This is a genomic window from Paenibacillus rhizoryzae (genome assembly GCF_059686995.1).
Window position 1 is genome coordinate 473,025 of record NZ_JCAALT010000002.1, and the last position, 20,591, is coordinate 493,615.

Consider the following 20,591-nt stretch of genomic DNA (forward strand, 5'->3'; position numbering starts at 1 on the left):
GCTGAGAGTTCCATTTGGCGACTCTCAGCACCAAGAACGGGAGATTTGGGGTTAGTTTGGACGCTGAGAGTTCCATTTCCGTACTCTCAGCTTCTTTTTCGATTAGTTTTGGTGCTGAGAGTTCCATTTGGCGACTCTCAGCACCAAGAACGGGAGATTTGGGGTTAGTTTGGACGCTGAGAGTTCCATTTCCATACTCTCAGCTTCTTTTCGATTAGTTTTGGTGCTGAGAGTTCCATTTGGCGACTCTCAGCACCAAGAACGGGAGATTTGGGGTTAGTTTGGACGCTGAGAGCCGGTTTTGGCGGCGGTTATGCGTATTTCGCACTTGGCGCACCAGCGCCGCACGCCAACCCCAACACAAAAAACCGCCCCGCCGAGAGCCGGCGGGGCGGTTTACAATTAGATCCCCGGGATCGGGTCACGTTTGTGAGCGGTTTTGATGAATTGCTTCTCGAGCTTCTCGCGAGTCGCGTCATCGATTTGTTTGCCTTCGAGGTAGGAGCTGTTGTCATCGTAGGTGATGCCGAGCTCGTTCTCGTCGGTTTGGCCATCCCAGAGGCCGGCGGTCGGCGCCTTGGTGACGACTGCGCCCGGTACGCCGAGTGCAGCTGCCAGCTGGCGAACCTGCCGCTTGTTCAAGGACGTGAGCGGCGTAATATCGACCGCGCCGTCGCCCCATTTGGTGTAGAAGCCAGTGACGGCTTCGGATGCATGGTCTGTCCCGACAACGAGCAGATTAAGTTCGAACGCGAGCGCATACTGGGCCACCATGCGGGTACGGGCTTTTACGTTGCCTTTGCCCCCACGGCTGATGTGGCGCGAAATGCCGATCGACTTCATGCTGTGTTCCACTTCAAGGGCGATCTCATCGACGGCCTCTTGAATGTTGGTTTCCACGCGGTATTTCAGATTGAACGCTTCCGCAACCGCGTAGCTGTCTGCAATATCCACCTGGTCACCGTATGGCTGGAATACGCCGAGCGTCATATATTCTTTGCCCGTCTCAGCGGACAATTCATCGGTTGCTTTCTTGCAGAGACCTGTTGCTACCGCGCTATCGATCCCGCCGCTGATCGCAATGAGCAACCCCGTCGTGCCGGACTTCCGCACATATTCCTTAAGGAAATCAACCCTGCGGCGAATTTCCTGCTCTGGATCGATTTCAGGCTTTACGCCCAATTGCTTAATAATTTCGTCCTGCAAGCTCATCCCCATGTCTCCTACACCTCTTAACGGCAGAAACGCTCGAAAGCAGATGTCAAATCTGCAGCAATGTCAGCAGCCGAACGGTTCTCGATTTGATGACGTTCAATGAAATGAACAAGCTCTCCGTCTTTCATCAGCGCGATGGAAGGAGAAGACGGCGGGTATGGCGCGAAGAATTCACGCGCTTTGGCAGTTGCTTCTTTATCTTGACCGGCAAATACCGTGTACAGGTGATCCGGAGTGATGTCATGTTGCAAAGCTTGCGCAACGCCCGGACGGCATTGACCTGCGGCACAACCGCAAACGGAGTTAACAACGACAAGCGCAGTTCCTTTGGCATCCGTCAATTTAGCAGCAACCTCGTCAGGTGTACGAAGCTCCTCAATTCCGATTCGAGTTAAATCATCGCGCATTGGCTGCACCATATCCACCATGTATTTTTCAAAAGACATCGACATGTATAATCGCTCCTTAAAAGTTCATTTTTCTTTCTATTATACGCCCCGCTCAATTTGAAAGCAAAGAAAAAGCAACCGGACCTGCGCCCGATTGCTCTTTATTTACCACTTTACTTATCCTCGGCAGGCTCATTCTCCGCAATTCCGGAAGCCGCATTCTTATCTTCATGCAAGAAAATGCCGCCTTGCGGAGCGATTCCTTGTTCAAAATAATCCCGGTTCTCGCTAGTGAGAAATCCGATATCCTTAAACGGATGCACCCACTCACTGCCTGCCATAATGGCCGGATCCGTTTCCTCCGTCCATTGACTGAGCGGAGACTCCGGCGACTCATACTGATGATCCCCGATAACGACGCCGCTGCTGTTCACAAACGGACCCCGCGGCCCCCTATTATTGCGGAACTCCGGTAGGAAGTTGATTTCGTAAGGATCCAAACCCGGATCATCCTTGCTGAATGCTAGCGGATAAGCGTCCGAGTCCCGCTCTTTATCCTTGCTCATGCTCAGTCCCCCTTAGTCCGCAGGGCGATTAGGGCCGTCTAATTTCTTGTCGTAACCTTCCGATTCCGGTGCTTTACCGCTGCTGCGCTGCTTATTGCTTGCTGCGGCTTCTTGTGCCCCGGCATTGTGCTGCCGTTGTTTGTTTCCCAATGCTGGCACCCCCTTCCACCGCTAGTATGCGCGGGTCGCAATCAGCTTATCCGTCCCATCCTGGGCATGAAAATACCGATGAAAGACAACACGATAAACAGCCATTGCAGCATTGTCAAACCAAAAGTCAATGGCGGTAACGCCCCTGGAGGATAAGCCGCAAACAAACTAACGAACAATCCGCCGATACCCGAGCCAAGCAGGCTGAGCGATGCGGAATCTCCGCTGCCGATTCGGCTTGAAGCCCCGGTGCGAAACAAGATTCCGTACACGCAAGCGAGCAGCGGCGCGTATGGAATTCCATAAGGAAAGTCCGTTAACAACGTCCACACGAAGCAGCCGGGCAATATCGCATAAGGCCACACATCCAGCAGCTTTTTAAGCGGAATTTTACGTTTCCAGCCCGCATACGCGATATACCCGCAAGCAAGAAGAAAGCCGACAACCGTATCGGATGCACTTCCGCGAACGAGAATCAGTGCACTGGGCCGTTCCCACAGGATCTCCGGATCGCGGACAAGAAAAGCCAGCTTCCAGCCAATAATTGTACAAATAACAGCATTTAATCCGATATCCAGCCAACCGCTCTCACCTTGAAGGGACGAGCGCGCAATCCATAGCTTAAACAAGGCCAGCCCGGCTGCCGCAGATAGAAGACTGGCAAGCAGCATCGCATCCAGGCGCAGAGGGCCGATTTCGATCACTTCAGACATGTTCTGCTCTCCTTAGTAGCTGCTCAGTGCTGCGGCTGCTTCATTGTGATTACGGGTTCTGTCGATCTTGACAATGAACGTCGTACCGATTCCTTCTTTGGAATCCACCTGTATGCCACCGCCGTGACGCTCGATAATACTCAAACATAATGGTAAGCCAAGGCCGGTACCGCGGGATTTAGTCGTAAAGAAAGGTTCGAACAGACGCTCCAGCTTCTCCTGCGGAATCCCGCTTCCGTTATCATTTACTCGAAGCTCCACATAATCCGTGTGCGATTCCGTCTGGATCGTGAGCACGCCATGCTGATCCATAGCCTCCATCCCGTTGCGGGCCAGATTCAAGATCAGCTGCTTCATTTCTTTCTCATTCAACATTAAAGACGGTATCCGCTCAGCCAAACGAAGCTCAATCGACTGTCCGCGCAAATTGGCGTCTGCCCAGAGCAGCGGCATAATCTCGTTTAAAATATCATGCAAGGAGCAGCTTTCTTTCTCAATGATCCGATTCTGTGCCAGAGAGAGAAAGTCATTAATGATACTGTTAGCTCGGTCCAGCTCGTCCATTACAATACGGAAATATTCATGCTGATTCTCCGGACTCCGCTCTCGCATTAATTGGACAAAGCCGCGAATAACAGCCATCGGGTTCCGGATTTCATGGGTAATACTGGCCGCCATTTGCCCGACCAAACTCAATCGTTCCATCCGCCCGATTTCATCGCGCAGACGGCTTAGCTCGGTTATATCGTGAGCGATGAGAGCGGCTCCGATGATTTCATTATTTTGCATATCACGAACACAGATGCCGGAGTTAACGTACATTTTGCCCTGCTCCTGCACATACTCCGTCGTCAGCCGATGCCCGTTGAGCGCCTGATAGAGCAGCCTGCCCAGAACATCCTTCTCGATATGATCGTACATAATCGTGAATGGTTGGCCGAGCAGCTCGTGTCGCGATTTGCCGCCTACTTTATCGCGCAGCAGGTGAATCGCCATTTCGTTGATATGCGTAATGGTCCCCTGCTGATCGACGAAGATAACGCCGAGCGGCGTTTCATCAATAAATTGCTGCAGCTTCTGAACCTCGATGCGATAGTTGTTGGAAATGCCATTGAGCTCGTACGCGACCATTTGCCTGCGGATAAAATTATCGGCAAAGGAAAGCGTCATCCACATGAGCACGAAGTAGAAAAGCTCATGGCCGATGATGTAGAAGAGTTCAGTGGAGGTCAGGTCTGGTTGTTCGGCCCGATAATAATAAATGAATGCGCTTGCGCGAATCATTAGAATAACTCCTGTAGAAGCCATGACAATCGCAAGTTTCCGTTGTCTGGAGAAGTTCAGAAATCCTTTATGATACTTATAAATAATAGGAAAAAGCAGAAGCAGCATGCCAATAACGTCAATCCAAGTCCATAATCCGTCCATCATATACAGTTCCGAAGCGATGAAAATGGCTGCCAGTGGAATCAACACTCCGAGGCCGCCATACAACGAACCTAGCAAGAGCGGCACATAGTGATAATCCAAGTAAAACTCTTTAATTTCGATACAGACCTCGAGTCCAAGAAGGACGCAAGCACCACAGATGAGGATGAGAACGTTGGGAATATTTTTGCGCGGTTTCGAATAATCGTACCAAACTTGAAAGGCGAATACAGGCAATAAAGCTACGATAATTTGCAGGAGTATTAGCTTCCACACAAAAACAAGTCCCACCTTCCTACTAGCACCTAGAAACCCAGTATATGTAATAGAAAAAACCTGTTAATCCGATTAAAACATAGGTCTTGGAAATTTACAACGTTTCAAAATGGTAGTTTTCAAACTGACTAGTGAGTAGACGCGGCATGTTCCGGGTAGTATGATAAATAACGGCAAATCGCAGTATTATACGGTAAATAATTAGCGAAATTCGTGGACACGGTCCCACTCTATAAAGGCGGAATACTAGAAATGAAATCCTATGATATTATCATCGTCGGTGCAGGCTCTGCCGGTCTGATGGCTGCTGTCGCAGCCGGCAAGCTCGGTGCCAGAATACTGCTGCTCGACAAAGGAGACAAGCTCGGGCGCAAGCTCGGCATCTCCGGCGGCGGACGCTGTAATGTAACGAACAATAAAGATACCGACGAGCTTATCAAAAACATCCCAGGCAACGGACGCTTCCTTCACAGCGCACTGAGCAATTTCTCCAATAAACAGATCATCGAGTTCTTCGAGGGACTTGGCATCGCGCTTAAAGAGGAAGATAACGGCCGCATGTTCCCCGTCTCGGACAAAGCGAAGACGGTAGTCGATGCCTTGGTGGGCCAAGTGAAACGCTACGACGTGGACTTGCTCGTCAACTCACCGGTTGCGAGTGTGCTATATGATGAAGAGAAAGTGCTTGGCGTAAAGCTTGCCAGCGGCAAACGAATCGACGGCAGCGCCGTTATCGTCGCTGTCGGAGGCAAATCGGTGCCTCACACTGGCTCGACCGGAGATGGATACGCGTGGGCAGAAGCAGCAGGACACACCATAACGCCGTTATTCCCGACTGAGGTTCCGCTGACATCGAAGGAAGATTTTATCGTGAAACGGGAGATTCAAGGACTTGCTTTAAGAGACGTCGCGCTCAGCGTCCATAATGAGAAAGGCAAATCGATCATCACGCACCGAGGCGACATGCTGTTTACGCACTTCGGGATCTCTGGCCCGATTGTACTGCGCTGCAGTCAATTCGTCGTGAAGCAGCGGGTCAAAACCAAAGCGCCCATTCAGCTAACGATCGACTTCTTCCCGGACTTAACCGTAGAGGACCTCTACAATCAAACGTTGAATGCCGCGAAATCGGAGTCCAAGAAAGCCATTATCAATGTGCTTAAAGGGTATGTGCCTGAACGCATTCTACCGATTGTGCTTGGACGAACCACACTCGATCCCTATGTCACCTATGATAATATTCCAAAACAAGAGTGGCGTGAGCTCAGCAAACTCATGAAAGCATTCCCGATCTATGTTAACGGGACTCTATCGATAGAAGAGGCTTTCGTTACGGGCGGCGGCGTGAATTTGAAAGAAATAGATCCGAAGACGATGCAGTCTAAATGCAAAGAAGGACTCTACTTCTGCGGCGAGATCCTGGATATCCATGGCTATACCGGCGGCTACAACATCACGGCTGCTTTCTCGACCGGCTACACTGCAGGCAGTCATGCCGCGATGCAGACCGGTACGAGTGAATAGATTATCACAGCACAAAATGGCGGCGATAAGGGGAACCCTATTGCCGCCATTTTTTTAAATCTAGCCCTATCAGCCCTTCACACCGCTAAACAAAATCCCCTTCTCCAGCGCGCCTTGCGTGCCCATAAATACGAGCAGCAGCGGCAGAATGGAGATGACACCGCTCGCGCTGATCCAGTTGGGCCGCGGGTTCTGTCCGCTCTGCATATCGTTCATCGCCACCGTGAACGTCCAATTATGCGGCGACCTCGATACAACGTAAGGCCAGAGGAAATCATTCCATACCGGAATGAAGGTCAGCACAGCCACGATCGTAAAGACCGGAACAGACATCGGAACTACGATACGCAGGAAGGTCCGAAGCTCCGATGCGCCATCTACGCGTGCTGCTTGAAGCAGTTCCTTGGGCAATTGATCAAAGAACCCTTTGAACAGAAAGATGACGAACCCCCATGCAAAATGGGGCAGTATGATCGCCCAGATATTGTCCACGAGGCCAAGCTTCTGCATAAGCAAATATTGCGGAATAAGCACGGAAACGCTCGGGATCATAATTGTCGCGAGGAAATACATCAGGACGATGAATCGAATCCGCCGATTCGGAATGAGCTGTGACAGCGCATAGCTGGACAACGCCCCGAAGAAGAGCTGCCACGCGATAACCACCAGACAAATGATGAGGCTGTTTAGGAAGAAACGGTAGAATCCGAGGCTGCCCGCTGTTTCCACCGCAAGTAGATTCAAGCTTCGAAAGCTATCGAACAAACGCAGCCAATTACGAGATTGCTCCATTGCCACCACTTTGCCGTCCAGTAATCCACTTTCGTCGAAATAAGCTCGCAGCTGCGTACTCAGCGGCTCACCCGATAAGTAAGGCTGCCCTCGGTACGCATCTCCTTCCGAAATCCCATACCACGCGAAGTCCGATAGGCGGCGCTCTCGAATTTGGGTCAGCTTCGTATTCATGATTTTGTCAGAGAAACGATCGGTTGACACGATAAAGGGCTGACCGACATAGAACTCCGCTGCGGTGGTTTTCGCCCTGTACAGCTTGAGCCCGTCCTTAATGCCGATGACGGTAATCTCTCCGATATTGTCCCGCATGAAGGCTCGCCACGGATACCAGATCGCTTTCATCGCATCTTTCTCATAGAACGTTTGCTCTCTATTCGCTTGCCCGGAGTAATCCAGCGTCAGCTCAATCGAATGCGGAATCCTCGGGAGAAATCTCGGTGTCGTCGATTCAATCGATTCGTTATCCATGACGGACGTTACGAGCAGCCAAACCAGCGGAAGCAGTCCAAGCACGACGAACACGATCGTAACCAGATAGGAAGCGACGTCCAGCTTGCGTTCGCCCTTTTCCACAATGCGGTTAGGTCTCATTTACATTCAGTCGTCCTCTCTTTGCAAACGGAATTGAATCACGGTCAGAACGGCGATCAAGAGGAACATGAAGAAGGAGAGCGCCGCCGAAACGCCGAATCTCGATTGCTCGAAGGCCGTCTTCTGAATCATCAGCGCCACCACTAGCGAAGCATCTGCCGGTCCGCCTTGCGTCATGACAAAAATGGTATCAAACGACAGCAGAACACCTGACATAAACCCAACGAACTGAATGATGATGACAAACGATAGGTTCGGCAAAATCATAATCAGCATGCGCCGCCAAGGTCCGCAGCCGTCAATTTTCGCTGCTTCGAATAGCTCGGATGAAATGGATTTGATGGCTGCATAGTAGAGCAGCACACCGATACCGCCGCTGGCGAAGAAGCCGGGCAGTACAATCGCAAGCTTGGTCATGCGGAGGTCGTTCAGAAAACCATACGGGCCGAGCCCGAGCTTGCCTAGCAGATAGTTGAACAATCCATGATCGGGATTATACATCCACTTCCACAGCAATGCGCCTGCAACAAGCGGCAGCACGTTCGGAATTTGATAGAGCACCAGATAGAATCCGCTATGCCGCTTAAGATGACTGAGGAAAAGCGCCTGTACAATCGGAACCCAGAATACGAGCAGCACCGACAGGCCGAAGAATATAAAGGTGTTCTTCATCGCAACCCAGAACGTGTGACTGCCGAGAAACTCGAAATAGTTGCCAAGGCCGACAAATTTGCCGGGCGGCGTCATAATATCGTAATTAAAGAGACTGATATAGACCGCTTTGAACAGCAAATAATATTTGAATATGAAAAATACGACGACAGAAGGAAGCAGGAACAAAATCGGTGTCCACGGGATCTTCCATTTATTCACCATTTCCTCACCACCTACTTGCTGCACCGTGCCGCTCTATTGGATCGTCAAGCCGCGCGGCGCGGTGCAGTAATGAATTGCTCGGATCAGATCAGCTATTTGGCACCTGCCAAAATATCGCTGTTATACTTATCAATCACTTCCTTCTGGGCAAGTGCTTCAGCCGCCTTGAGCTCTGTGGCCGGGTCGGCGCTTGGATCAAGCAGAATCTTCTGAATCGGCTTCACGAGGTAGCTGCTCAGGCTGCTTTTCAAATAATATTCCAGATGTTTGTTCCTCGCCGTCGCCTGGACGGCGGCTACATAATCGGGAGGTAAATCCTTGACCCACTTCGTTACGTCGAAATCTTTGACAATGGACAGCGGATTTATCGCAAAACCATTATCCAAGCAGAATTGCGCCCATGCATCCATATGCTCCTTCGATAGGAAGAACATCGCATATTCGAATGCGGCCTTCTGCTGCTCCGGCGTCGATTTCGGATTCAGCATCCAGAAGTTCCCGCCTACTTGCGAAGGCGCTCTGCCGGAAGGTCCCATTGGGAAAGGGGTAAACCCGATATCCTCCGCTTTCATCCCTTGCTTCAAGAAGTTCCCGAAGCTGTCGGAGCTGCCAAGAATCATCGCGGAACGACCGGTGTAGAAGTCTCGCAAATTCTCGTTATAATCTTGAACGACGTTCTTCTGCGTCACTTTATGGGTCCACTTCAGATCTTTATAATATTGGAGCGCCTTTACGGCCGCATCCGAGCTGAACATCAGCTTAACGGTCCCGTTAGGTTGAAGCTCCGTCAAGTCGCCGCCTGCCTGCCATACATAATATTCGAAATGCCAATCGGCCCAGTCCATGCCCAGAATATCAAAGCCGATCGTATCCGGATTATACTGCTGCACCTTCTTGGCTGCCTCTGCAAATTCATCCCACGTCCTAGGCGGACTGTCGATCCCCGCTTTCTTGAACATCGACTTGTTGTAGAGCAAGCCGGATGAATACATGAAGCTTGGAATGCCGTAAATTCGGCCGTCCTTCGTTGCCAGATCAAACGCGCCGTCGATGAAACGGCTCTTATCCGGCGAGTTATTCATCATCTCCGTAATGTCTGCGGCAATTCCCTTCTGCATATAGAGCTGCATGTCCGGGAACGGCTGCTCCATCACATCGGGTCCTTCTCCGCCTGCAACCGCTGTCATGAATTTCTCGCGAACATTCGTCTGGAACGCTTCGACATGCTTAACCTTAATGTTCGGATGAAGCTCCTCGAATCGCTTGAACCGGCTCTCTACGAATGGCTTGCCGGGATCGTCCGGCGCCGGTTGATCCCAAGCGGTAATCTCGATGATTGGCTCCTTCTCATCCAACGAGGAATCTACGGCAGCTTCGTTATTCTCCGCCGCCGCAGCCCCATTGTTAGCCTCGCCTACAGCCGAGCCCGAAAGATTATTATTGGAATTACATGCGCTAAGCAGTACTGGGCATAAGGCAGCTGCCAGTATGAAAGTGGACAGCCTGTTAGGAATCTCCGGCTTTCTCATTCCTTACCTCCTGAGCGTAAACAGCACGGTCACCATCACCGCCGCCGGTTACAGGTTAATCATAGCTGGATCGGCTGAACTCGTTAATGGAAATAACGAACTTTTGCGCTATTAAAATTTTGATGATACCGTGGCACGGAATTGTACCGGTGTCATGCCGGTAGACTTCCGGAAGACGCTGCTGAAATAAGCAGCATCCTTGAAGCCGACCAGCTCGGCAATCTCTTGAATTTTCAGATTGGAATCTCGGAGAAACTGTTCGGATTTACGCAATCTGGCAGCCGTCAGATAGTTCACGAAGCTCTCGCCGAATCGTTCTTTGAAGCGGCGGGAGAAATAGCTGGGATGGAAGTAGAAACGATCTGCAATGGTTTGTAGGTTAATCGGCTCATGCAGGGAGCTGTCGATGAAAAGCTTCACCTCGTCGATGACGCTGTATTCCGAGGAATGGCGCAGTTTGTACAAGTGTCCGACGATATTGTGGACCATTTCGCTTAAATGCTCTTGAATGTCCTGCCACTGCGTAAGACCATGCAGCCAGGTAAGCAAATCATCCAGCTCCCCGATAATCCACTCCGGGATGCTCGTTTGGGTGAGCAGGTATTTGCGCAGCAGCAGATGAAACTCGACGCAGAAGCTTTCCATATGGGCGAAGTACACCTGTTTGCCTGTCGCAATCTGCTGTACACGCTCATCAATCCATCCGGTCAGCGCAGTGACGTTACACTCGCTCAGGAAGCGCAGCAGCAGTGCTTCATCTTCTCTGGAGATAACGGAATGCAACCCGGCCTTCACTTGTTCGCCGGCGTCGTTCATATAGATACGGCCATTGCCGTGAATAATGCAGTTGCGTAGCGCCTGCTTCGCTTGCTGGTACGACTGCTGTATGATCTCCATCTGATTCACGGCACCGCCGCATCCGATTGTAGCTTGCAGCTTGAGATGGCGCTGAATACCGCCGAGAATCTCTTCAAGCTCCCGATGAAGCGTGTCCGTCTCCACCGGCGAGTGGCCGCCCAGCACGTAAACAAGCTCATTTTCCAGCATCGCGTGTCGGAATAATACACCTTTGCGCTCCGTTGATTCGAGTACGGTCGAGATCATATTTTGTACGGCAAATGATAACAGCTTCTCGTCTCCTTGCCGAAAGGATAGGTGCGGCAGCTTCACCGACTGCAGTACGAAGACCACCGCTACAAAATAACTGCAGCTCTCCCGAAGCGCCAGCAGCTCGTCTCTCTCCGCCTGGGGCTCACCGCCGGGACCGTACTGGATAAGCTTGCTCAGCATCCGCTCGCGGATCGACTCTTCCGCGCTGCTCTGCAGATGCTTGATCTGCTCGCCTGCTTCGGACTGTTCAAGACGCTGCCGGATTTTGCCCATGACCCGCAGCAAGCTCTCCTTCAGCTCTTCCTTGTCGACCGGCTTAAGCAAATAATCCGTCACGCCGAATTGAATCGCTTTGCGGGCATAATCGAACTCCCCGTAGCCGCTGATGACAATGAACTGCAGCTCAGGCATCGCCTGCGCCGCTTCCTTCAAGAAGGTGAGCCCATCCATTAGCGGCATCCGAATATCGGTGATGACGATATCAGGCTTCGCCTCGCGCAGCACTCGCAGCGCTTCCGCTCCGTCTCCCGCTTCGGTGACCGATGTGAGCGGCAGTCCGGACATCTGAATTTTCTTTATAATGCCCTGCCGCATCAGCTGTTCATCATCTACGACTAGCAATTTCATAGGAAGGCTCCTCCACTCGCGTTTTTTTGATCAGAACCGTTACCGTCGTCCCCTGATCTTGGCTGCTTTGAACGGTTAACCCGTAGCTGCTGCCGAAGACAAGCTTGATGCGGTATAGCACATTGAACAGGCCGATGGATGAAGCCGTGTGATCCGAGTAGTTAAGCTGCTGGCATTGCTCCAGCTTCCCTTGCAGCACCATTAATTTCTCCGTTTCAATCGCAGGGCCATTATTCCAAACCGTAATAGCGGCGTCCGTATCCGAGAGGCTGTAAGCCCGAATGCGAATTTCCCCGCCTTGCGTCAGGTGATCAATCCCGTGAATAAAGCTGTTCTCGACAAGCGGCTGCAGGAGCAGCTTTGGCGTCAGCGTCGCGTGAAGTCCCTCCTCGATCTCGATCGAATACCGAAGCCGTTCGCCGAACCGGATTTGCTGAATCGACAGATAGATTTCGAGCTGCCGAATTTCGGTTTGCAGCGTGGACATGTGGCCGCCGCTGATGTTATACCGGAACATTTTGGCAAGAGAGGAGCTGATTAGACTAATTCGGTCATCCTCGTGAAGCGAGGCCAGACTGTCGATCATCCCAAGCGTGTTGTAGAGAAAATGCGGATTGATTTGGGATTGCAGCGATTTGATCTCCGCATCCTTCTTCACCAGCTCCGTCTCGTATACTTTCACGATGAGCGAGTTGATCTCCTTTGCCATCTGATTAAAATGTCGGATAAAGTAGCCGATCTCGTCCTTGGAGGTAACGGGCACAGAAACCTCGTAATTCCCTTGCTCGATGGAAATAATGCCATTCTTCAGCAGCTTAAGCGGCGTAATAATGCGGCTGGCCAGAACGCTCGCGATCACCATCGCGCCAAGCAGACAGATCATCCCGATTACAAGCGTGCGGAGGGCAAACGTATTCACCTGCTTCAGCAGCACCTGCAGAGGGACTTTCCCAATGAGCGCCCAGGACGTATTGTTCAGCTCGTTGGAAACAAACAATGTCTCCACGCCATGGTCATCGCCGAACATGTATCTGGACGAAATGCCGTAGCTGAACCGGAAGAGTCCGCTCAGACCTTGCAGCTGCGCGTCTGTCCGTTCGTGGTCCGAAAGCATCACCTGCCCGCTTGCCGAGTCGACCAGCATATAATTGCCTTGTTCGTCGCTCGCAATATCGCCGAGCCATTTCTTCAGATACTCCGGCGAGAGCCGAATATAGAGGACACCGACAATCGGGGTGTCGATATTGAAATTGATGATTTTGACCGCTTGCGCGAACATCAATGTATTGACCTGTTGATTCGTCGCCGCGTCGATCGTATGCGTCGGCACCCAAATGCCTTTCCCATCCTTGGCGACAGCGGCCTTCTCGATCGGCTCGAAATCAAAGTCCAGCTCGTTCGTTTCGTTCATTCTGCCGCTCGAGAGCATGTAGCCGTCCAATTGGCTGACCATGATATAATCCACGACCGGGTTATCGGTCAGAAACTGGCTGAATTTCGCGGAATAGTGGGAGTAGGCATCCGGATCAGCTCCCATTTTGTTCACAAACTGCTGGAAATCTTTATTGCCAAAATAGTCCCATGCGAAGTTCTTCACGTTCAGCATGTACGATTCCAGTGTAGCGGCCGACTGACTGCTGATCTGCTCCATATTGCCGACTGCTCGCTGCTTGATGTCCGAGGAGGTTTGGATATAGTAATCCAGCCCCAGCGCCGAAACGGTGATCGAGATCGTAATGAAGAAGCAGAACCAAATTTTCCGATAGAGCGACTTGGTTATCCAATGGTAGGGAAATAGCAGCACTTTAGTCCGCATCTTCTGCATCCTGAACCTCATCTCACCTTAATTACTTAAATTATAAAGGGAGAAGGGCCTTTCGTTCATTAGATTTTATACTTCCTGCTACTAAATTCGTGATAGATTTCGCGATGAACAGCGCAAACAGTCCGTCCCTGCCACCCAGGAACGGACTATTCTGATGGAACACGCTAAATAGGAAACTCGATCATGTTCACCTCGGTCACGTCTTGATGCGGATCCGAAGGAATTCGGAATGTCTTAATCTCGCATGGGCCAAACTGCAGCGTCCATTTTCGCTTCAGCGCCGGAACCTCGATGACAGCCTCGCCGCCATGCCCGCACGCTTCATAACATCGCAGCACATAACCATCGCCATCCTCCGCAGGCTTAAATGCCGTAACGATCAGATTATCAGCGGAAACCCGGATTCCCTCCGACGTCTGAGGCAGCGAGCCTTTATGGTACGTTTCCACGATATGAATCGGCGGGACATTGAGCTCGAGTGCCTGCTTGGACACCTGCGCTTGCTGCCATTCACCTTCGTGCGGAATGAGCATGTAACGGAATTGCTGCAGCCCTTGATCCATATATTCGCAGTATTCATCTCGCTCGCCGAAGTGGTCCGCATAGATCGGACTGCGAACGACGGTCATCCGCAGATCGTTATCCTTCACATCCGAGCTGTACTTCGAATCGTTCAGCAGCGTTAAGCCGTATTGCGATAGTCCCGCTACATCAGGGGAGCCGCTCACATCTAGCCACTGCTGGCCCGGTTCTTCCTCGCCGTTCACCGGACGCTCAATATAGCCGTACGGGATTTCGTACGTCGCCTTCGGCTGACTGACACGAACAGGGAAGGACAGCTTGAGCATCTTGTGCTTCTCCCGCCAATCCAGCTTCGCTCGAACCTCAATGCCCGGCTTGTCGCGGTACAGGATAAAGTCCTGCCGCAGCTCCGATTGACCGCTGCGATTCGTCACTCTCATGACCGCGCGCAGCGGCCCTGACTCTAGCAGCTTAACCTCCGCGTCTCCGAATCTCGCGACTTCATTGCGGAACTCAAACACGCCATGCGCCCAAGTATCGCAATGATGCTCGTCGATTACAATCGGCACTGCTCCGTTTCCGCTGAGCACGTCCACTGCATTCTTCTTGTCATACAACCTGCGGATATGCCCCGTTTGCGGTTCAAATTCTACGCGATGCCAGTCGTTTTCAAGTGCTGCCGGTTCTGCGATCAACTGATGCTCCGACTTGGCTGCTTCTCCAAGGTTCTTCTCCTTATAGATCCAATATACTCGGTAGCCTAGTGCCGGAACGCGCGCCATGAACGCTGTATCGAACTTGTCATCACTGCCGTTCGTCCGCGAACCGCGCACGATTTGATGCTGGGCGACGACGCCTTGGTCATCGGTGACGCTCGTCACTTTCTTGTTCACTTGGATCAGCGCATTCACTTCCCAGGACAACGGATTAAACACGACAACCGGAACGCCAGCGTCCTTCTGCTCCCAGAGCACCCAATCCATATCTTTGCTGAGCGACTGGATTTCGTCCTTCATGGTATCGATCGACCACGAGATTCGTTGCAGCGCCGCATTCAGGGTGACGGCCGCAATATTCAGCGATTCCCCATACGCTTCCCTTGCATCGGTAAAAGCCTCCTGGATGGAGCAGCCGCCCATGATGTCATGGAACTGATTGAACATCACATTCTTCCAGCCCCGCTGAATGTCTTGTGCGGAGTAATCGTAGCCTGCGAGCAAGTGAGCGAGTGTACCGAACTTCTCCGCTGTGATGAGCCGGTGCTCCGCTTTGCGGTTCAACGCCTTGGACTCGGAATGGGTCGAGTAGCAGCCGCTCGCATGATGCTGCAAATCATCCTCGAATACCGGGAACTGCACACCGCTATGTATCATCTCTTCAAAATAAGCATTCGGAGAACTGAAACGGAAGCGTTCGCGGCCCAGATCCGACTGCAGCCGATGAATAGACTTAATGTTAGCGATGGTCGGACCGCCGCCGTGATTGCCAACGCCATAGAAACCCATGAAATTGTGCTCGTGCTGTTCAGCCAGCTCCATGACCTCCAGCGATTTTCCATAAACGGGATCGTCATGTTTGATAGAGGATGAGTTGTTATAGCTGATCGGATTGCGGAAAGCCAGCACTTGGCTGCCGTCGAGGCTCTTCCACCAGAACACATTGCGCTCCATGCTCTTCTCCTGCTCTTGCGGGCGCATGTAGACGTAGCTGTCCATGCCGCTTTTCTTCAAGATTTGCGGCAGCATATTGTTATGACCGAAGGAATCGACATTGTAGCCGACCTTCGCCATCACGCCGAATTTCTCTTGAAAATAACGCTGACTGTACAAACCATGCCGAACGAACGATTCGCCCGAAGGCAGATTACAATCCGGCTGAATCCACCAGCCTCCTACGATAACCCAGCGGCCTTCGCTCACTCTGGCGCGAATCTCTTTAAACATCTCGGGTGCATTTTGCTCTATCCACTCGTAGTAAGCAGCCCCTGCGCATGTAAAAATAAAGTCCGGAAACTCGTTCATCCGATCAAGCGCGGAGCGGAACGTCGCTTTAATCTCCGCATAACCCTCCTGCCATTGCCATAGCCAAACCGGGTCCAAATGCGCATTGCCGATCATATGCAGCTGAATGCTGTTATTCATCGATTCAATCCCTCTTCTCCGTTAGATTCCGGGCCACGGATAACGCGGCATAATCGCCGACATGCTCTCCAAGTCCGGCAGGAACGATTTCACAAACGGCTGCGGAACCGCTCAGCGCTTCACGGCGCAGCTCTTCGAACATATAGGGATCCAGCAATTCTTGCTGCCTAGCATAGATACTGCCAATGACAATACGCTGCGGATTAATAATATCGATCAGGACAGCGGCTCCTCGCCCCAGCATCCGTCCAACCTCTTGAAAGATTTGTAAGGCCAGTGGATCCCCTTGCCTTGCCGCTTCCGCGACAGCTTTAGTCGTAATCTCTTGTGATGGCTGGTAGTAGGACGGAAGTTCGTGGCCAGCTTCAATACGCTCAGCTACCTTCGACTGCGCAAGTCTGGCAATCCCGCCTCCGCTGCAAAATCCTTCGAAGGAACCGGCCTTGTTGTACCCAACCGGTCCTCCCTCCGCAAGGCGAATATGCCCCACCTCGCCTGCATTATCGTTCGTTCCGGTATACAGGCGGCCATCCAGAATGAGTCCGGCTCCCATGCCCGTACCGAACGTCAAGAAGATCATGTTCCGCGTCCCTTGTCCCGCTCCCCACTGCCATTCTGCGAGCGCACATGCATTGGCGTCGTTCTGCAGGCCGACCGGGACGCCGAAGCGTTGCTTGAACGGCGTGATGACATCTACGCGATCCCAATTCGGTAGATTCGGCGGCGATAGAATTAGCCCGCTACGGCTATCCAGTGGACCACCGCAGCTGATGCCGATCGCCTTGAGTTGTCCCTTCTCAGTTGGATGCCGCTCAAGGAGAAGTTCCACTTGTGCTTTTAACTTTTCTAGCGTAGCTTCAGGAGTGGATTCGGTTGGAAACGTAACCTTATCTACCAATTCGATTAGCTCACCCGCTGCCCCTGCTGCACGCCCCAGCGTAACCGCACATTTCGTGCCTCCGATATCAAGCCCGGCATAGGTCTCTTCTATCATCCAAAGAACGCCTCCTCTAGCATGATGCACAGCGTATGATAGATGGGCAGATGACGCTCCTGGATGTCCGGCGTTACCGCATGCGGGACAACGATCGCACAATCGTTAAGCGCTTTCATTTTACCGCCTGAGCCGCCGGTTAAGCCGATGCTGATCATCCCTTTCGCTTTGGCTACTTGAATCGCTTGAATGATGTTGCGGGAATTGCCCGAGGTGCTGATCCCGAGGAATACATCCCCTGCCCGGCCATAGCCATATACCTGCTGGGCAAAGACCATATCAGCAGCTACATCGTTGGCGAATGCCGTAATAAGCGCGCTGTGGCTGACGAGCGAAATTGCGGGAAGCGCGCCTTGCAAGCTGTTGCAAAGCGAATCCCCTTCTGCCGGGAACAGTTTGGTTAGTGACTCTCTGAAAGACTGCGGAACCGGACGCGGCAGCATAAACCCTTTCATCAACTCCCCGACGATATGCTCGCTGTCGGCAGCACTGCCTCCATTGCCGGCTACCAATACTTGCCCACCCTGCCGGTAGCAGGCTTCCATCAGCTCGAAGCTGCGCTGGATATCCGTGAGGCAACCTGCAAGCTCCGGGTATTTGCTTTGAAGCACATTCAGATGCGGGTTCATAAGCAATCGATTCCTTTCGCTAATCTTATTAATATGATATTAATAAGTAGTGATTATAGGATAGATTTTACAACTGACCTATTCGTGCGTCAATGGAATTTCTCCACCTTTTGAATATGCATTTAAGAAGATAGCAATACAAAAGCCACCCTTAACTAAGCAGCGGCTTCATGTCTATCCCTTCGCTTAACTCCTTTTGAAAAAACTGCTCCAGCACCAGCGTTCCCGCACCGATTGCCCCGCCCAGCACACCTAATTCGGCTTTGTAGATTCGAATATGGTTGGCAAAGGAATCAAAAATCCGGCTCATCGCAATGTCCTTCGTATGCTCGAAGTACGGAGGATACGCATGCGTAAGCGCCCCGCCAATAATGATGATTTCCGGCATCAGCAGATGAATGACATTGCCTATCGCAATGCCCACATAGCGCGCTGATTCCGTTAACAGCTGCATCGACAATGCATCTCCCTCACGCGCCGCATCTAGAATCGTGGCAACTGAGACCGATTCCTCATCCGCAAGGTAACGATCTCGATACGGTGCTTCTGCCCCTCTACGAATTTCTTCCCCCGCACGCCGCTCAATCGCGAGACCCGACGCAACTGCTTCGAGACACCCGTAATTCCCACAGTTGCAGCGAGGGCCATCAATATTGATCGTTCCGTGGCCCACTTCACCTGCACCGTACGGCGATCCATAGTGCAGTTTACCGTCAATAATCATGCCGCTTCCGATCCCAATGTCAGCATCGAGATAGAATGCATTTTGCTTCCCTTGCGCGGCGCCATGCCAATATTCGCCCAGCGCGATCAAGTTAGCATCCTTTTCAATAAAGGTCTCAATGTGAAAATGATCCGTCATCAGCTGTTTAAGCGGCAGCCCCGCAAGCCCCTTCATGTTTGGCGGTGACAGCACGACGCCTCCGAAAGGATCAAGCGGTCCGGGAATCGCCATGCCAATACCGAGTATTCGAGAGCGCTCCACGTTCGACTTTGCGATTGCTGTTTCGATGCAGCTGATCATCTGATCGACGATAGCGGTCGATTGCAGTGCATCCGAATTCGTCTCCGTCTCGTATTGTGCGTGTACGCCGCCTGATAGATTCAGAACGACAACCTGAATGCGGGCGACACTGAGATGAAGACCAACCGAGTAGAATCGGTCTTCCTTGAGCTTATATAGGAGCGGCTTCCTGCCGCCTGTTGATTCATCATAGCCTACCTCACAGATGAATGAATAGGAGAGCAATTCATCAATTATGCCCTTTACCGCTGTAAAACTCAGATGTGTTTGCGCCGCAATGTCGGCTTTGGACGCTTGTCCCTGCTTGCGAATGTACTGCAGTACCGCGCTTCGGTTAAGGCTTTTGACCCGCCTGTTGTTGGCCCCTCGTATCTGATGCACTTCCACCAACGCTCCTTAGGCATACATAGTTATGGGAATTATAGCATAAAAGGTTCTTTGTTGGAGATGCGTCTTGCCCCACTCCCCACCAAACCGCATTTCCGCAACTACACTCATCCTTTATTAACTAATCCGCTCCCAACCTCACGCTCCCCTAACCACCACCACCTCTAACGAACCGTACAGGCCTTATTTGATACAAAAACATCGTTTTGAAATTCTAACGAATCCTACAGGTCCTATTCGCTCAAATACTCGCGCATTTCTGCCTATTTCGGCTATATAAGACCTCTGTGGTTCGTTAGAATTTTTGAAGTGCCAATTTCTCCAAAATAAGACCTCAACGGTTCGTTAGAAATCTCGTTAGGACTTTTTTATGACAGCGACTTCCAGTTTTGCTATACTAGTCGTATATTAACGGTCGTGAAGCACACGCCGCTTTAGCACATACACCTCATTGAGAGGTGTGAATGTGTTGAAGCGGCTTTTTCTGTTTCTGCGGCTAATTAGGAAGGATGCGAGGAGCTATTACTAGATTTGACGAAGCCTACGAGGAATGGATATCATCAAACATTGCCCAAGAACAGAATCACAGAAGACGCGAAATGTTGGAGAATGGACTCGGCCACGGCACGATTGAGTTTCTACGCTCCGTTTGGTTTCCGGCCTTACGAAACTTCAATCATCTATATCCCGAATGGGAAGTGCGAGATGCTACTAATGGATATCGATATCTCGATCTAGCTTATATGCCAAGCAGCGATGTAAAAGGAGGAATCGAAATTCAAGGATACGGTCCTCACGCGAGGGATCTCGATGTACGCCGCTTTAAAGACTTATGCTGGCGGCATTGTTTATTGGCGCTTGACGATTGGATTTTCCTACCGATTGCCTATCTGTCAATTACAGATGAACCCAAACGCTGTCAGCAGCTCATTCTTTCCTTTATCGGCAAGTTTATTGCCATAGATGTGCCCGAAAGTTTGAATTGTTTCGAAGCCGAGACCATTCGTTTCGCACGAAGGTTATTTCGTCCGTTTACACCGCTAGAATTGGCCTCCCATCTACGAGTTTCGGACAATCAGGCACGGCTTGTACTTCACAAATTAGTCGAACACCAACTGCTTATTGTCGCAAATGGTAAACTGCGCTATCGTACCTACACCTTGCGGACTCCATTATTCTAACGAATCCTAGAAGCCTTAATTGATCAAAAAACATCGATCCGAAATTCTAACGAACCCTTCAGGCGTTATTTGGCTAGAAGTACATGTATTCCTGCCTAT

At 51.4% G+C, this 20,591-nt stretch carries 17 protein-coding genes; 2 read left to right on the top strand and 15 right to left on the bottom strand.

Annotated features, from left to right (window positions below; genetic code table 11):
• Positions 1 to 402: 402 nt before the first annotated feature.
• The 6 genes from nadE to AC6ESO_RS07445 all read right to left on the bottom strand — a co-directional run bounded on the left by nadE (position 403) and on the right by AC6ESO_RS07445 (position 4,737).
• A complete protein-coding gene (nadE, locus tag AC6ESO_RS07420; protein ID WP_497090813.1) occupies positions 403 to 1,212 on the bottom strand; it encodes an NAD(+) synthase in 810 nt (269 codons plus the stop codon).
• A 20-nt stretch (positions 1,213 to 1,232) separates the two neighbouring features.
• Positions 1,233 to 1,667, bottom strand: a complete 435-nt coding sequence (locus AC6ESO_RS07425) for a BrxA/BrxB family bacilliredoxin (protein ID WP_497090814.1) — start codon at positions 1,665 to 1,667, stop codon at positions 1,233 to 1,235.
• A 110-nt stretch (positions 1,668 to 1,777) separates the two neighbouring features.
• Positions 1,778 to 2,170 (bottom strand): DUF3905 domain-containing protein, encoded by a 393-nt coding sequence (locus tag AC6ESO_RS07430; protein ID WP_494818190.1) that lies wholly within the window; start codon positions 2,168 to 2,170, stop codon positions 1,778 to 1,780.
• Between the two features lie 12 nt (positions 2,171 to 2,182).
• A complete protein-coding gene (locus tag AC6ESO_RS07435; RefSeq protein ID WP_494818189.1) occupies positions 2,183 to 2,320 on the bottom strand; it encodes a hypothetical protein in 138 nt (45 codons plus the stop codon).
• Positions 2,321 to 2,361: 41 nt separating this feature from the next.
• Positions 2,362 to 3,033 carry a hypothetical protein gene (locus AC6ESO_RS07440; protein WP_497090815.1) on the bottom strand — a complete coding sequence of 224 codons (672 nt, stop codon included), beginning with the start codon at positions 3,031 to 3,033 and terminating at the stop codon, positions 2,362 to 2,364.
• A 12-nt stretch (positions 3,034 to 3,045) separates the two neighbouring features.
• Entirely contained in the window at positions 3,046 to 4,737 is a 1,692-nt protein-coding gene (locus AC6ESO_RS07445; protein WP_497090816.1) for a two-component system sensor histidine kinase NtrB, read from the bottom strand.
• A gap of 243 nt (positions 4,738 to 4,980) precedes the next feature.
• Here AC6ESO_RS07445 and AC6ESO_RS07450 point away from each other — a divergent pair, with 243 nt between their 5' ends.
• Positions 4,981 to 6,261 carry a BaiN/RdsA family NAD(P)/FAD-dependent oxidoreductase gene (locus AC6ESO_RS07450; protein ID WP_497091071.1) on the top strand — a complete coding sequence of 427 codons (1,281 nt, stop codon included), beginning with the start codon at positions 4,981 to 4,983 and terminating at the stop codon, positions 6,259 to 6,261.
• A 69-nt stretch (positions 6,262 to 6,330) separates the two neighbouring features.
• Here AC6ESO_RS07450 and AC6ESO_RS07455 read toward each other — a convergent pair whose 3' ends face one another.
• The 9 genes from AC6ESO_RS07455 to AC6ESO_RS07495 all read right to left on the bottom strand — a co-directional run bounded on the left by AC6ESO_RS07455 (position 6,331) and on the right by AC6ESO_RS07495 (position 19,305).
• On the bottom strand, positions 6,331 to 7,647 hold the full coding sequence (locus AC6ESO_RS07455) for a carbohydrate ABC transporter permease (protein WP_497090817.1): 1,317 nt from the start codon (positions 7,645 to 7,647) through the stop codon (positions 6,331 to 6,333).
• 6 nt (positions 7,648 to 7,653) lie between these two features.
• Positions 7,654 to 8,523 carry a carbohydrate ABC transporter permease gene (locus AC6ESO_RS07460; protein ID WP_497090818.1) on the bottom strand — a complete coding sequence of 290 codons (870 nt, stop codon included), beginning with the start codon at positions 8,521 to 8,523 and terminating at the stop codon, positions 7,654 to 7,656.
• A gap of 92 nt (positions 8,524 to 8,615) precedes the next feature.
• Positions 8,616 to 10,052 carry an extracellular solute-binding protein gene (locus tag AC6ESO_RS07465; protein ID WP_497090819.1) on the bottom strand — a complete coding sequence of 479 codons (1,437 nt, stop codon included), beginning with the start codon at positions 10,050 to 10,052 and terminating at the stop codon, positions 8,616 to 8,618.
• A gap of 111 nt (positions 10,053 to 10,163) precedes the next feature.
• The gene (locus AC6ESO_RS07470; RefSeq protein WP_497090820.1) at positions 10,164 to 11,789 is read right to left on the bottom strand and encodes a response regulator; all 1,626 of its coding nucleotides are present in this window, start codon (positions 11,787 to 11,789) and stop codon (positions 10,164 to 10,166) included.
• Positions 11,767 to 13,614, bottom strand: a complete 1,848-nt coding sequence (locus AC6ESO_RS07475; protein ID WP_497090821.1) for a cache domain-containing sensor histidine kinase — start codon at positions 13,612 to 13,614, stop codon at positions 11,767 to 11,769. Before AC6ESO_RS07475 ends, AC6ESO_RS07470 begins: the two co-directional genes overlap by 23 nt.
• 164 nt (positions 13,615 to 13,778) lie before the next feature.
• A complete protein-coding gene (locus AC6ESO_RS07480) occupies positions 13,779 to 16,277 on the bottom strand; it encodes an alpha-mannosidase (RefSeq protein ID WP_497090822.1) in 2,499 nt (832 codons plus the stop codon).
• 4 nt (positions 16,278 to 16,281) lie between these two features.
• Positions 16,282 to 17,271, bottom strand: coding sequence for an ROK family protein (locus AC6ESO_RS07485; protein ID WP_497090823.1), 990 nt, complete (start codon positions 17,269 to 17,271; stop codon positions 16,282 to 16,284).
• Complete coding sequence (locus AC6ESO_RS07490; protein ID WP_497090824.1) at positions 17,268 to 17,900, bottom strand: D-sedoheptulose-7-phosphate isomerase; 633 nt, start codon at positions 17,898 to 17,900, stop codon at positions 17,268 to 17,270. Before AC6ESO_RS07490 ends, AC6ESO_RS07485 begins: the two co-directional genes overlap by 4 nt.
• A 151-nt stretch (positions 17,901 to 18,051) precedes the next feature.
• Positions 18,052 to 19,305, bottom strand: a complete 1,254-nt coding sequence (locus AC6ESO_RS07495) for an ROK family protein (RefSeq protein WP_497090825.1) — start codon at positions 19,303 to 19,305, stop codon at positions 18,052 to 18,054.
• Between the two features lie 515 nt (positions 19,306 to 19,820).
• Between AC6ESO_RS07495 and AC6ESO_RS07500 the strand changes: the two genes are divergently transcribed.
• Positions 19,821 to 20,492 (top strand): transcriptional regulator, encoded by a 672-nt coding sequence (locus AC6ESO_RS07500; RefSeq protein ID WP_497090826.1) that lies wholly within the window; start codon positions 19,821 to 19,823, stop codon positions 20,490 to 20,492.
• The last annotated feature ends 99 nt before the right edge of the window (positions 20,493 to 20,591 follow it).